The sequence below is a fragment of the Actinoplanes sp. CA-131856 genome (assembly GCF_050956135.1).
Lineage (GTDB): Bacteria > Actinomycetota > Actinomycetes > Mycobacteriales > Micromonosporaceae > Actinoplanes.
Genome location: NZ_CP191849.1, coordinates 4,986,380 through 4,998,963, shown reverse-complemented (window position 1 = coordinate 4,998,963; position 12,584 = coordinate 4,986,380). Strand labels below are relative to the sequence as shown.

Genomic DNA, 12,584 nt, shown 5'->3' with positions numbered 1-12,584 from the left:
GAGCCGCCGGACGACTTCGACTACGATTTCGATCCGCCGCCGCCGGACTACAACTGACGGGGCGGGCTACAACTGACGGGGCGGGCTACTGGGCTGTCACGTTGACCATCCAGTGGATGCCGTACCTGTCCTTGAGCTGGCCGAACGTGTCGCCCCACATCTGCTTCTCGAAGGGGACGTCGATCTCGGCGCCGTCGGCCAGCTTCGACCAGGTGTCCTCCAGTCCCTCGCCCGTGTCGCCGGACAGGCTGCACACGACCGAGGTGCCGGGGGCCGTGGCCGTTCCGGGCGGGGCGTCGGCGCCCATGATGGTGTAGCCCTGCGGGGTCTCCAAGCGGCCGTGCATGATGCGGTCCGCTGTCGCGGGGTCGGGGGCGCCGAACTCGCCGTACGTGTTCATGGTCAGGTCGCCGCCGAAGACCGACTTGTAGAAGTCGAGTGCCTCTCGGGCCTTGCCGTCGAAGATCAGGTAGGGGTTGAGCCGGGATGCCATCGCGGACTCCTTTGGCTGTGAAGGCCTGTCCCGGCTGACGCTAGACCCCACCCCCGGCGAAAGTCCGCCGGAAGGTGAGGTTTACCCGGTCGTGAAACTCAGCGGTGATCGGAACCGGCCGATGTCACCGCGGCGCGGCCCGCCTCCAAGCGGGCGATCGGCACCCGGAACGGGGAGCAGGACACGTAGTCCAGGCCCACCTCGTGGAAGAAGTGCACCGACTCCGGGTCGCCGCCGTGTTCGCCGCAGACGCCCAGCTTCAAGCCGGGGCGGGTCGCCCGGCCCTCGTCGGCCGCGATGCGGACCAGCCGGCCCACGCCGTCGCGGTCGATCGACTCGAACGGGGAGATGCCGAAGATGCCCAGCTCCAGGTAGCGCCAGAAGAACGCGCCCTCCACGTCGTCGCGGGAGAAACCCCAGCCCATCTGGGTCAGGTCGTTCGTGCCGAACGAGAAGAACTCGGCCGCCTCCGCGATCTGGCCGGCCGTCAGCGCCGCCCTCGGCACCTCGATCATCGTGCCGATCAGGACCTCGACGCCCGAGGAGCCGACCACCTCCGCGAGGATCTTCTCGGCTTCGGCGCGGACCGTCTCCAGTTCCTGCACCGCGCCGACCAGCGGCACCATGATCTCGGGGCGGGGGTGGCCGCCCTCGGCCGCCAGCGCCACCGCCGCCTCCGCGATCGCGCGCACCTGCATCGCGAACAGGCCGGGGATCACCAGGCCGAGACGGACGCCGCGCAGGCCCAGCATCGGGTTCGACTCGTGCATGCGCCGCACCGCCGCCAGCATCCGCTCGTCGTACTCGGCCTCCTCGCCGCGCTCCTTCGCCACCGCCACCTGCACGGCCAGGTCCTCCAAGGACGGCAGGAACTCGTGCAACGGCGGGTCGATCAGCCGCACCGTGACCGGCAGGCCGTTCATCTCGCGGAAAATGTCCAGGAAGTCCGCCCGCTGCAACGGCTGGAGTGCGCCCAGCGCGTCGTTGCGCTCGGCGTCCGTCCGGGCCAGGATCAACCGCTCCACCAGGGGGCGGCGGTCGCCCAGGAACATGTGCTCCGTGCGGCACAGCCCGATCCCCCGGGCGCCGAAACGGCGCGCCCGGGCCGCGTCGGCGCCCGTGTCCGCGTTCGTCCGCACCTTCAGGGCCGCCTGGGAGTCCGCGTGCGTCATCAGCAGGTGCACCGCCGCCACCAGCGGCTCGTTGGCCAGGGCCGGGTCGAGGTCGCCCTCGAAGTACTGCACCACCTCGGACGGCTGCACCGGCACCTCGCCCAGGTAGACGCGACCGGTCGTCCCGTCGATCGACACCGTGTCGCCCTCGTGGACCACCTGGCCGTTCACCGTGAACTGGTCGCGGCCGACCTCCATCTCGTCGGCGCCGCACACGCACGTCTTGCCCATGCCGCGGGCCACCACCGCCGCGTGTGACGTCTTGCCGCCGCGGGAGGTGAGAATGCCCTGCGCCGCGATCATGCCCGGCAGGTCGTCGGGGTTCGTCTCCCGGCGTACGAGAATGACCGATTTGCCCTCGGCAGCCGCCGCGACCGCGGCCGCCGCCGTGAAGACGACCTCGCCCGAGGCCGCTCCCGGTGACGCGCCGACACCGCGGGTGATCGCCGACGGCGAGTCCGACAGGTCGAACCGGGGGAACATGAGCTGGCCCAGTTGACCGCCCGAGACCCGGGTGAGCGCCTCGTCCAGGTCGATCATGCCCTCGTCGACCAGCTGGGCCGCGATGGTGAAGGCGGCCGCCGCCGTCCGCTTGCCGACGCGGGTCTGCAGCATCCACAGCTTGCCGCGTTCGATGGTGAACTCGATGTCGCACAGATCGTGGTAGTGCCCCTCGAGCCGGGCCATGATGGCGAGCAGCTCGTCGTACGACCTCTTGTCGATCTTCTCGAGGTCCTGCAACGGGACCGTGTTGCGAATGCCCGCGACCACATCCTCGCCCTGGGCGTTCTGCAGGTAGTCGCCGTAGATGCCGCTCTCGCCGGTCGCCGGGTCACGCGTGAATGCGACGCCGGTGCCGGAATCGGCGCCGAGATTGCCGAAGACCATGGCCACCACATTGACGGCCGTGCCCAGGTCGGCCGGAATCCGCTCCTGCCGCCGGTAGAGCACGGCCCGGTCCGCGTTCCACGATCGGAAGACGGCCGCGATGGCCAGATCCATCTGTTCGCGGGGGTTCTGCGGGAATTCGTGCCCGGTGTGTTTGGCGAAGACTTTCTTGTACGCCGAGACGAGCTCCTTGAGATCGTCGGCGTCGAGCTGGACGTCGTCCTTCACGCCCTTTTTCACCTTAGCGTCGTGCAGCGCGTCCTCGAACTCGTGGCCGGGAACGTCGCACACCGTCTTGCCGAACATCTGGATGAGGCGCCGGTACGAGTCCCACGCGAAGCGGTCGTTGCCGCCCGCCTGCCGCGACAACCCCTCGACCGACTCGTCGTTGAGCCCGACATTGAGGACGGTCTCCATCATGCCGGGCATGGAGAACTTGGCCCCGGAACGCACCGATACGAGCAGCGGATCAGTGGGGTCCCCCAACGACCGCCCCATGGCCCGCTCCAGCGCGGTCAGATGATCATCGATTTGGGAGGAAAGACCCTCGACGTGAGCGCCGTCGGCGAGGTACCGCTGACACGCCACGGTGGTGATCGTGAAGCCGGCCGGGACGGGCAGGCCGAGGTTCGTCATCTCCGCGAGATTGGCGCCCTTTCCACCGAGCAGATCCTTGAGATCCTTGTTGCCCTCGGCGAAGTCGTAGACGAACTTCTCCATGGCCAGTCACCTCCGGTTTCGATTCCGCGGCCGAACTGGTTTCTGCCCCGAGATTCGTAAGGCTATGCAGAGATCCGCCGAATAGTTAACTGTCCCGTGGGGTTTTCCACAGGTCACCATCACCTCCTGTTCGGTAAGCGCTTTCTCCGCGCAGTTCCGCGCAGCGACCACGGCGAGTAGCGTGGCCACGGTGGAAAACCTGCGGCGGCGATGCGAGTCGCGCCTGCGCGGGGTCCGCGTGCCCGATCCGTTCGATCTGGACACGTTCTGCGCCGAGGTGGCCGAGCGGCGCGGCCGTCCGCTGATCCGCCGGCCGGTGCCCGGGCTCAGCGCGGACGCGCCCTGCGGCCTGTGGATCGGGACCCCCGAGGCCGACCACGTCTTCTACGACCCGGGCACGTCCCCGCTGCACGCCGAGCACATCGTGCTGCACGAGCTGGCCCACATCCTGAGCGGACACTCCGGGGCCGACGGTTCGCTGGCCCGGCTCTTCCCCGATCTCGACCCGGCGACCGTCGGCCGGGTGCTGGGCCGGGCCGCCTATTCCGACGCCCAGGAGCGCGAGGCCGAGATGATGGCGTCGCTGATCCGCGGCCGTTCGCCCAGGCCGCCGCGCACCACGCTGGGCCGGGTGGCCAAGGCCCTGGGCCTGGAGTGATCCTCTCGGCGGTCCTGCTGACACTGCTCTGGGGCATGGCGATCGTCCGATTTCCCACCGTATTTCGGGACCGCCGCCAGCGCGCCCTGTGGGCGTCGCTGGCCGCGGTGACGCTCGCCAAGACCAACTCTTTCCCGCCGGTCCTGGCCGAGGTCCGCCAGCCCGTTCTGTCGCATCTGTGCGGGGTGCTGGCGGCCTTCTTCCTGCTCCGCTTCGTCACGCTGGTCACCGGCCGGGGCGACAACCGCCGTCAGGCCGTCCTGGTCGCGCTCGTCCTGGTCGCCCTCGTGATCACGGCCGACAGGGTGCCGCCGTCGCCACGGGTGCCCACCCATGATCCCGTCTACTGGCTGATCCTCGAGGCGTACCTGGCCTTCGTCCTGATCAACGCAACCGGCCTCTTCTGGTCGACGAGCCGTCAGGTGAGCCAGGGCCTGCCCCGCTTCGCCTTGCGGCTGATGGCGGTGGGCACGGCGCTGATCACGGTCTTCGCGTTCTTCCGGATCAGCGCGCTGGCCGTCGAGGACCTCCGCGACGCCGAGCCGATCGCCGAGCAGATCCAGACCGTCGCGGTGCTGTTCACGGTCACCGGCGGCATGATCGCGGCCAGTCCGAGAGCTCGGAGCGCCCTGACGGCGTACCGGAATCTCCTGGTCCTGAGGCCTTTGTGGAAGGCCATGCGCGATACCTTCCCCGAGATCATCCTCTTCACGCCGCGCCGCGCGATCGTCGAGCTGGCCGGCGTCGACGACGTCCACCTGCGCCTTTACCGCCGGGTCATCGAGATCAGGGACGGCATGCTCGCGCTGCGTCCCTACCTCGAGCCCTCGGCCGGCACAACGGCCAGGTCAGAGGCGATTTCCCTCGTACGGGCCCTCGCGCGCCGGAACGCGGGAGAGCCCCCTTCGCCGAGCGGGGCCACATGGGCGCCGGTCGGCTCGACCCTGGCCGACGAGGTCGCGTGGCTCGGCGCGGTCAGCCGGGAGTATCGCCGGGCCGGCGCTCGGACTCCCACACCTTCCGGATCAGCTCGCTGATCGTGTCGCGCCCGCGCGGCGACACGTCGGCCGCCCGCAGCGCGATCTCGGTGACCCCGGCGTCGCGCAGGGTCCGCAGCAACGCGAGCTGACCGTCGACCCGGGCCGCCTGCTCATCGTCCAGAAAGTACGCCACCGGCACGCCGAAATAGGTGGCCAGCGCGGTCAGATGCTGGATGGTCGGATTTCCGCGGCGCCCGGTGCGCAGCTGCCAGATGTAGGTGTGCGAGATCGGCACGCCCTGATCGGCCCGGATCGCCTCGGCCACGGCCATGTAGCTCGGCTCGCCCTGCCCCGCCGGCCGGACCGAGCGGAACAGGCGATCGAGTTTCTCGGCGATGGAGAAGGCGCCCACCACGCCCTCCTCCCCCGGGACAAGATGAGGTGCCCACCATACAGCGAACGGCGTCCATGAGCAGGGACCGGCCGGGGCCGGCCAATGCACATCCCCCGATGCAGGACGCCATAAACTGTGGTTGATGAGCCCGCCCGAGCGTAAGCCAAGCTCACGGCCCACTCAACCCCTTTCTGTCGCACCCGCTCGTTAGGCTTCGGGATGTATCGATGCGTCGAGAGGAGCCCGCCGTGACGTCCGTTGTCGAGAGTCCGGAAGTCTTCGCCCTGCTGACGGAGCTCACCACGATGGTCGGCCGGGAAGATCCCTATCCCCGGTACGCCCGGCTCCGCGAGATCTCCCCGATGGTCCGGGCCGGGGACAACGCGCTGGTCGTGACCCGTCACGCCGACTGTGCGGCCGTCGCCCGCGACCCCAAGCTCGGCCACATGCCGGCCCACATGCTGGCCTTCGTCGGATTCCCCGACTGGGCCGACCATCCGGCCCTGCAACAGTTCTTCACCAGCATGATCGCCCAGAACCCGCCCGACCACACGCGTCTGCGCCGGCTCGTCAGCTCACGTTTCACCGCGCGCCGCGTGCAGGAGCTGCGCCCGGCGGTGGAGCGGATGGTGGCCGAGCTCCTCGACGACCTCGAGGGCGCCGGTGAGGCCGACTTCGTGTCGGCTTTCGCCTTCCCGCTGCCGGCCAATGTCATCGGTGAGCTGCTCGGTGTCCCCCGGGAGGACCGCGCGCAGTTCCAGACCCTGGTCCGCGACTGGTCGCAGGTGCTCGACATCATCACGCCCGAGGTCCTGGAAAAGGCCGACCCGGCCGCGAAGATCATGCGGGACTACCTGACCGCGCTGGCCGCCGAGCGCCGGAAGGATCCGCAGGACGATCTGCTCAGCGCCCTGGTCAGCGCCGAGGAGGAGGGCGACCGCCTCACCGAGGACGAGCTGCTCACGATGGCCGCGCTGCTGTTCGCGGCCGGTTTCGAGACGACCACCAACCTGCTGGCCAACGGCCTGGTCGCGCTGCTCGACCACCCCGATCAGATCCCGGCCCTCCAGGAGGACGCGGAGGCCGCGGCCGAGGAGCTGCTGCGGTTCGACTCGCCGGTGCAGCTGCTGGGCCGGGTCGCGTGGGACGCCACCACGATCGCCGGCGTGCCGATCGAGCCCGGTGACCGCCTCGTCGCCTATCTGGGCGGCGGCAACCGCGATCCGGAGCGGTTCGCCGACCCCGATCGGCTCGACCTGCGCCGCGCGGACAACGCGCCGCTCTCGTTCGGCGGTGGCATCCATTACTGCCTGGGCGCTCCGCTGGCCCGGCTGGAGGCCCAGGTCGCCTTCCCGGCACTGATGCGCCGGCTGCCGAAACTGGCACGCGCCGAGGGGGCCGAGCGGCGCGACAGCCTGACGCTGCGCGGATATACCAAGCTGCCGGTCACGACAAACCGGTGAAAATAAGGGCGCCGCTGTGAATTCCACGGGGGAAGAACTCACAACGGCGCACTCGGAACATTAGACCTTCTCCGGCGGGCTGTCCATCCCGGGAGGCTCATTCACAGGTTGCTCCGAGGTTCAGCCGACGCGTTGCACAACCGATCCAACCAGCTTCTGCCAGTCGCCGCTGAAGTTGGGCGACGTGCTGGCGTTGTTCAGCTGATAGATCGCGTACGCATCGACGAGCACCACATTGCTCTTGGTCAGCACGGCGACCGCGGTGTCGGCCGTGCCGGGGTGCTTCGGCTCGTACTTCTTGTGGCGGATCACCGCGAAGCCGTCCCAGCCGCTCTCGTTCAGCGTCTTGATCTCGACGGTCTCGGTGTACGCCGGCTCGGACTTGTCGTTCGTGACGGTCGCCGGCACCGACACGTCGGCCTTGCAGCCGTCGGCCACCGCGCGCAGCGCCGCCTGCCCGGCCTTGGCCGCGCTGGCGTCGCCGTAGACCAGGGCCGTCTGGTCGAGGGTCTGCGCGCCCTTCTCCCCCTCGTCCACGAAGGACGCGGCCACGACCTCGCCGCCGGGCGGCACCGGGGGCGCCGTCGAGGTGCCGCCGCAGATGCTCACCAGCTGCTTGGGGTCGGGCGCGGTGGCCGGCGCGGCCCACGTCGGCCCGATGTCGGTCGCCTGCAGCAGCGCCCCGCGCATCGTGGTGGCGGCGATGAGGCCGGTCGGCTCGGGCGCCGGGTCGTCGCCGCCGGACGAGCAGCCGGCGGCCAGGAGCACGACGCAGAGCGCGGGGGCGGCGATACGAGCGAGCATCGGGCCATCTTCGCAGAACACATACCGTGACGGATCCGGGCGCTCCGGGTTAGGTTGTCGGGGTGACCGACCTCGATGCGCTGGCCCGGCGGCTGCGGGCGGAGCTGGGCCCCGACCAGGTCATCACCGACCGGCAGGAGCTGCGGACGTACGAATGTGACGGCCTCGCGCACTACCGGGTGGTCCCGGCCATCGTGGCGCTGCCGCACACCGCCGCGCAGACCGCGGCCGTGGTCCGGGCCTGCGTCGACGCCCGGGCCCCGTTCGTGGCCCGGGGCTCGGGCACCGGCCTGTCCGGCGGGGCGCTCCCGCACGCCGACGGCGTGCTGATCGTGACCGCGCAGATGCGCCGGGTCCTCGACGTCGCCCCCGAGGACGAGCGCGCGGTAGTCGAGCCCGGCGTGATCAACCTCCAGGTGACCCGGGCCGCGTCGCCGCACGGCTACTACTACGCGCCCGACCCGTCGAGCCAGCAGATCTGCTCGATCGGGGGCAACGTGGCCGAGAACTCGGGCGGCGCCCACTGCCTCAAGTACGGCTTCACCACCAACCACGTGACCGGCCTGCAGTTCGTCGCTCCCGACGGCGAGCTGGTCCGGGTCGGCGGGCGGGCCGAGGACCCGCCCGGTTACGACCTGCTCGGCGCGTTCGTCGGATCCGAGGGCACGCTCGGCATCGCGACCGAGGTGACCGTGCGCCTGACCCGGCTGCCCGAGTCGGTGCGCACGCTGCTGGCCGCGTTCCCCGGCGTCGACCAGGCCGGCGCCGCGACCAGCGCCATCATCGCGGCCGGGGTGGTGCCGGCGGCCATCGAGATGATGGACGCGCTGGCCATCGAGGCGGCCGAGGCGGCGGTGGCCTGCGGCTATCCGGCCGGCGCGGGAGCGGTGCTGATCGTCGAGCTGGACGGGCCGTCGGCCGAGGTCGAGGCGCAGTTCGAGCAGGTGACGGCGCTGTGCGAGGAGAGCGGGGCGTTCGAGATCAGGATCGCGGCCGACGACGCCGAGCGGGCGCTGTTCTGGAAGGGCCGCAAGTCGGCGTTCGCGGCGGTGGGCCGGATCAGTCCCGACTACATCGTGCAGGACGGTGTGATCCCGCGGACCGCCCTGCCGCAGGTCCTGCGCAAGATCGACGACCTGGCGGCGGAGAACGGCGTGCGGGTGGCCAACGTCTTCCACGCCGGTGACGGCAACCTGCACCCGCTGGTGCTGTTCGACGACGGCGTCCCGGGCGAGGCCGAGCGGGCCGAGGCCACCTCGGGGGCGATCATCGACCTCTGCATCGAGTACGGCGGGTCGATCACCGGGGAGCACGGCGTCGGTGCCGACAAGGCGAAGTACATGCCGCGCATGTTCGGCGACGACGACCTGGACACCATGCAGCTGCTGCGCTGCGCGTTCGACCCGGACGGCCTGGCCAACCCCGGCAAGATCTTCCCGACGCCCCGGCTCTGCGGGGAGCGACCGGGCCGCCATCGGGCGGCCGACGCCTTCGGCGATGCCGAGGTGTTCTGACGTGGGCGCCCTCGACGAGCTGACCCGGCCGGCCACCGGCGACGACCACGTGGGCGGCGTCCCGGCCCGCCTGGTCGCCTCACCCGCGTCGACGGCCGAGGCGGCGGCGCTGATCGCCGAGGCGGGCGACCTCACCGTCGTGGTCCGCGGCGCCGGCACGAAGATCCACTGGGCTCCTCCCCCGGACCGCCTCGACCTGATCATCGACACGACGCGGCTGTCCGGTGTCGTCGAGCACGCCGCGGGCGATCTGATCACCGTGATCCGGGCCGGGACGCCGCTGTCCGCGCTGTCGCTGGGCGACCAGCGGCTCGTGCTCGACGGCCCGGCCGGGGCAACGGTGGGCGGGACGGTCGCGGCGAACACCAGCGGGCCGCTGCGGCTGCACTACGGGACGGTCCGCGACCTGCTCATCGGGATCACGATCGTGCGGCCGGACGGCAAGGTCGCCCGCTCCGGCGGCAAGGTGGTCAAGAACGTCGCCGGCTACGACTTGGGCAAGCTCTTCACGGGTTCCTACGGAACCCTCGGGCTGATCACCGAGTGCGCGTTCCGGCTGCATCCGGTTCCGGCTTCCCAGATGTACGTCCGGACGACCGGCCCGGCTTCTCTGGCCGCCGCCGTGCTGGGCGCGCAGGTCGTGCCGAGCGCGCTCGAGATCGACTCGGCCTCCGGGGAGCTGGCCGTCCTGCTCGAGGGCACCGCCACCGGCGTACGGGAAAGAGCCTCGGCCGTGGAGAAGCTCATCGGGGGCGAGATCAGCGAGGAGGCGCCGGCCTGGTGGGGTGTGCCGCCGTGGGCGGACGACGGGATCGGGATGAAGCTGTCCGTGCCGAAATCGCAAGTGCCGTCGCTGGCCTCGTCGGGCTTCGAAGTGCGCGGATCGGCCGGAACGGGCGTGCTCTACGCGGCGCCGCGGGACATCACCGAGGTGGAGCGGCTGCGGGCGCTGTGCGTGACTCTCGGCGGGCACGCGGTCGTGCTGACCGCGCCGCCGCCCGTGCGCGACATCCTGGACATGTGGGGCCCGGTGCCCGGGCTCGCGCTGATGCGCCGGATCAAGGACCAGTTCGACCCGGCGCGGCGTTTCGCCCCCGGCCGCTTCGTGGGAGGCATCTGAATGGTCGACGCCACGTGGGGCACCGGCGAACCACCCCGCGACGTGCTGGGACCGGTGGCCGGGCCCGCCGCCTTCGACGACGACCATCCCCCGCGGGCCGATCTGGTGGCCGACTGTGTGCACTGCGGGTTCTGCCTGCCGGCCTGCCCGACGTACGACCTGTGGGGCGCCGAGGCCGACTCGCCGCGCGGCCGCGTCTATCTGATGAACCAGGGGCTGACCGGCGAGCCGCTCAGCGACTCGATGGTGGCGCACTTCGATCGGTGCCTGGGCTGCATGTCGTGCGTGACCGCGTGCCCGTCCGGGGTGAAGTACGACCGGCTGATCGAGGACACGCGGGCCCAGATCGAGCGCCGGCACACCCGTTCACCGCGCGACCGTGCCCTCCGGTCGGCGATCTTCGCGGTCTTCCCGTACCGGCGGCGGCTGCGACTTCTCCGGGGGCCGCTGCGGGCGTACAAGGGCCTCGGCCTCTCCGGTCTGCTCGGTCCCCTGCTGGCCCGGCTCTCCCCCACCCTCGCCACGCTCGAGGCGCTCGCCCCGCACCCCCGCCGGGTCCCACCGCCGCCGCGGCGGGTCGCGGCCCGCGGAGCCCGGCGCGCAGTCGTGGGCATGCTGACCGGTTGCGTCCAGGGCGCGTTCTTCCCCGAGGTCAACTCCGCGACCGTCCGCGTCCTGGCCGCCGAGGGCTGCGACGTGCTGATCCCGCCCTCGCAGGGCTGCTGCGGCGCGCTGAGCGTGCACAACGGACGCAAGGAGGAGGCGCAGCGGTTCGCCCGCAAGCTCATCGACACGTTCGAGCACACCGGCATGGACTACTTCGTGGTCAACGCGGCCGGCTGCGGCTCGTCCCTGAAGGAGTACGACGTCCTGCTGGCCGACGACCCGGCGTACGCGGACCGGGCCACCGCGTTCACCGCGAAGGTCCGCGACCTGGCCGAGTTGCTGCACGACCTCGGCCCGGTGGCCGAGCGCCACCCGTTGCCGCTGACGGTCGCCTATCACGACGCCTGCCATCTGGGGCACGCCCAGGGCGTACGGCATCAGCCGCGCTCCCTGCTGAAGGGCATCCCCGGCCTGACCGTCCGCGAGATCGCGGACCCGGAGATGTGCTGCGGCTCGGCCGGCGTCTGGAACATCCTCAACCCGGTCCCGGCGGCCGAGCTGGGCGACCGCAAGGCCACGAACGTGCTGGCCACCGGGGCCGACCTCCTCGTGACGGCCAACCCCGGCTGCCTCATGCAGGTCGCCTCGGCGATCCGCCGCCAGGGCGGCACGATCGCCCTGGCCCACACGGCCCAGGTCCTGGACGCCTCGATCCGCAACCTGGGCCCGTCGTTCGTCTAGCGCTACGACACCGGAGTGGCGTTACCCGCGAACCACTGCTGGTTGGTGTCGAAGGTGCATTCCTGGAGAAGGACCGGGACGCTGCCCTTGCCGAACGCGCCGATGCACAGGTACTTGCCGTACACCCTGGCGCCGACGCTCCGGATCACCCAGGATCCGTTCGTCTGTTTGAGGGCCTCCCACTGCTTGTTCATGTCGTCGCCCCCGCCGGCCCAGTTGCAGGTGCCGAGGGACAGGTTGAGGGACGGGTAGCCGTTCGGGTGCGCCTCCAGACAGGAGGTCGACGACGTGCCCTGGCTCTGGAGCACCCACAGCGGGTTGCCGGTGTTGCCCCAGTTGTCGTACTTCTGATGCAGCCACCACTTGGCCAGGCTGTTCGGCGACGACGCACAGCTCTTGAGGTACGGACTGTGGTCGTCGGCGCGGGTGTCGTACGTCCAGAGGCACATGCTCTTTTTCTCGTAGCCGTTGTGGGCCACGTTGGTGAAGGCCCGGCTATAGACGCCGACGGCCTGAGCCGGCAGGGCCCAGGCCGTGGTGATCAGAAGAAGGACAGCGGAAATGAGCACGGTGATGCGTCTGAGCATGGACGAGTCCCCTCTCTCGGTTTCTCAGTGCGAAACATGGTTCCGCATGGAAGCCGATCGATCAAGACCCTAGAGATCGCGTTCCGTGGTACTGCGCTCCACGCAGAACTCGTTGCCCTCGGGGTCCTGCATGGTGACCCAGCCCAGGCCGCCCTCGGCGCGGTGGTCCTCGTAGAGCTTGGCGCCGATGCCGATCAGCCGCTCGACCTCCTCGTCGCGCGTGCGCTCGTCGGGCATCCAGTCGATGTGCAGGCGGTTCTTGACCGTCTTGGTCTCGGGCACCCGGATGAACAGCAGGCTCGGCACCGGGTCGGGCGCGGCCAGCAGCACCTCGTCGTCGTCCGGAAGGTCCTCGTCGGACAGCGGCCAGCCGGTCACCTCACTCCAGAACCGGGCGAGCTCGTACGGCTGTGAGCTGTCGATGGTGATGTGGCGAAGGATCAT

At 70.5% G+C, this 12,584-nt stretch carries 12 protein-coding genes; 6 read left to right on the top strand and 6 right to left on the bottom strand.

The window, feature by feature from the left end:
- Window positions 1–85: 85 nt before the first annotated feature.
- Both ACQP2X_RS23085 and ppdK read right to left on the bottom strand, forming a co-directional pair.
- The gene (locus tag ACQP2X_RS23085) at window positions 86–493 is read right to left on the bottom strand and encodes a VOC family protein (RefSeq protein ID WP_498700140.1); all 408 of its coding nucleotides are present in this window, start codon (window positions 491–493) and stop codon (window positions 86–88) included.
- A 98-nt stretch (window positions 494–591) separates the two neighbouring features.
- Window positions 592–3,273, bottom strand: a complete 2,682-nt coding sequence (gene ppdK / locus ACQP2X_RS23080) for a pyruvate, phosphate dikinase (protein ID WP_498700138.1) — start codon at window positions 3,271–3,273, stop codon at window positions 592–594.
- Between the two features lie 190 nt (window positions 3,274–3,463).
- Here ppdK and ACQP2X_RS23075 point away from each other — a divergent pair, with 190 nt between their 5' ends.
- A complete protein-coding gene (locus tag ACQP2X_RS23075; RefSeq protein WP_498700136.1) occupies window positions 3,464–3,931 on the top strand; it encodes a hypothetical protein in 468 nt (155 codons plus the stop codon).
- Entirely contained in the window at window positions 3,928–4,968 is a 1,041-nt protein-coding gene (locus tag ACQP2X_RS23070) for an MAB_1171c family putative transporter (protein WP_498700134.1), read from the top strand. Before ACQP2X_RS23075 ends, ACQP2X_RS23070 begins: the two co-directional genes overlap by 4 nt.
- Here the strand turns inward: ACQP2X_RS23070 and ACQP2X_RS23065 are convergent.
- Window positions 4,907–5,323, bottom strand: coding sequence for a helix-turn-helix domain-containing protein (locus ACQP2X_RS23065; RefSeq protein ID WP_498700132.1), 417 nt, complete (start codon window positions 5,321–5,323; stop codon window positions 4,907–4,909). The genes ACQP2X_RS23070 and ACQP2X_RS23065 overlap by 62 nt on opposite strands.
- A gap of 287 nt (window positions 5,324–5,610) precedes the next feature.
- Between ACQP2X_RS23065 and ACQP2X_RS23060 the strand changes: the two genes are divergently transcribed.
- A complete protein-coding gene (locus ACQP2X_RS23060) occupies window positions 5,611–6,768 on the top strand; it encodes a cytochrome P450 (protein ID WP_498701007.1) in 1,158 nt (385 codons plus the stop codon).
- A gap of 120 nt (window positions 6,769–6,888) precedes the next feature.
- On the opposite strand, the gene ACQP2X_RS23055 is transcribed toward ACQP2X_RS23060, so the two are convergent.
- Window positions 6,889–7,572 (bottom strand): hypothetical protein, encoded by a 684-nt coding sequence (locus ACQP2X_RS23055; protein WP_498700130.1) that lies wholly within the window; start codon window positions 7,570–7,572, stop codon window positions 6,889–6,891.
- Between the two features lie 62 nt (window positions 7,573–7,634).
- On the opposite strand from ACQP2X_RS23055, the gene ACQP2X_RS23050 reads away from it, so the two are divergent.
- Genes ACQP2X_RS23050 through ACQP2X_RS23040 form a run of 3 tightly spaced genes read left to right on the top strand, consistent with a single transcriptional unit; the run spans window position 7,635 to window position 11,553 of the window.
- Window positions 7,635–9,086: an FAD-linked oxidase C-terminal domain-containing protein gene (locus tag ACQP2X_RS23050; RefSeq protein ID WP_498700129.1), complete on the top strand. Its 1,452-nt coding sequence runs from the start codon at window positions 7,635–7,637 to the stop codon at window positions 9,084–9,086.
- Between the two features lies 1 nt (window position 9,087).
- Complete coding sequence (locus ACQP2X_RS23045) at window positions 9,088–10,206, top strand: FAD-binding oxidoreductase (protein ID WP_498700127.1); 1,119 nt, start codon at window positions 9,088–9,090, stop codon at window positions 10,204–10,206.
- Window positions 10,207–11,553, top strand: coding sequence for a (Fe-S)-binding protein (locus ACQP2X_RS23040; RefSeq protein WP_498700126.1), 1,347 nt, complete (start codon window positions 10,207–10,209; stop codon window positions 11,551–11,553). It abuts the gene before it with no gap.
- 2 nt (window positions 11,554–11,555) lie between these two features.
- Here ACQP2X_RS23040 and ACQP2X_RS23035 read toward each other — a convergent pair whose 3' ends face one another.
- Window positions 11,556–12,140, bottom strand: coding sequence for an RICIN domain-containing protein (locus ACQP2X_RS23035; RefSeq protein WP_498700123.1), 585 nt, complete (start codon window positions 12,138–12,140; stop codon window positions 11,556–11,558).
- A 69-nt stretch (window positions 12,141–12,209) separates the two neighbouring features.
- A complete protein-coding gene (locus ACQP2X_RS23030; RefSeq protein ID WP_498700122.1) occupies window positions 12,210–12,584 on the bottom strand; it encodes a VOC family protein in 375 nt (124 codons plus the stop codon).

Bases quoted from the DNA above. Each gene is read 5' to 3' on its own strand.
- ACQP2X_RS23035 (WP_498700123.1), bottom strand. From the start codon at position 12,140: ATGCTCAGACGCATCACCGTGCTCATTTCCGCTGTCCTTCTTCTGATC.
- ppdK (WP_498700138.1), bottom strand. From the start codon at position 3,273: ATGGAGAAGTTCGTCTACGACTTCGCCGAGGGCAACAAGGATCTCAAG.
- ACQP2X_RS23055 (WP_498700130.1), bottom strand. From the start codon at position 7,572: ATGCTCGCTCGTATCGCCGCCCCCGCGCTCTGCGTCGTGCTCCTGGCC.
- ACQP2X_RS23030 (WP_498700122.1), bottom strand. From the start codon at position 12,584: ATGATCCTTCGCCACATCACCATCGACAGCTCACAGCCGTACGAGCTC.
- ACQP2X_RS23085 (WP_498700140.1), bottom strand. From the start codon at position 493: ATGGCATCCCGGCTCAACCCCTACCTGATCTTCGACGGCAAGGCCCGA.
- ACQP2X_RS23040 (WP_498700126.1), top strand. From the start codon at position 10,207: ATGGTCGACGCCACGTGGGGCACCGGCGAACCACCCCGCGACGTGCTG.
- ACQP2X_RS23060 (WP_498701007.1), top strand. From the start codon at position 5,611: ATGGTCGGCCGGGAAGATCCCTATCCCCGGTACGCCCGGCTCCGCGAG.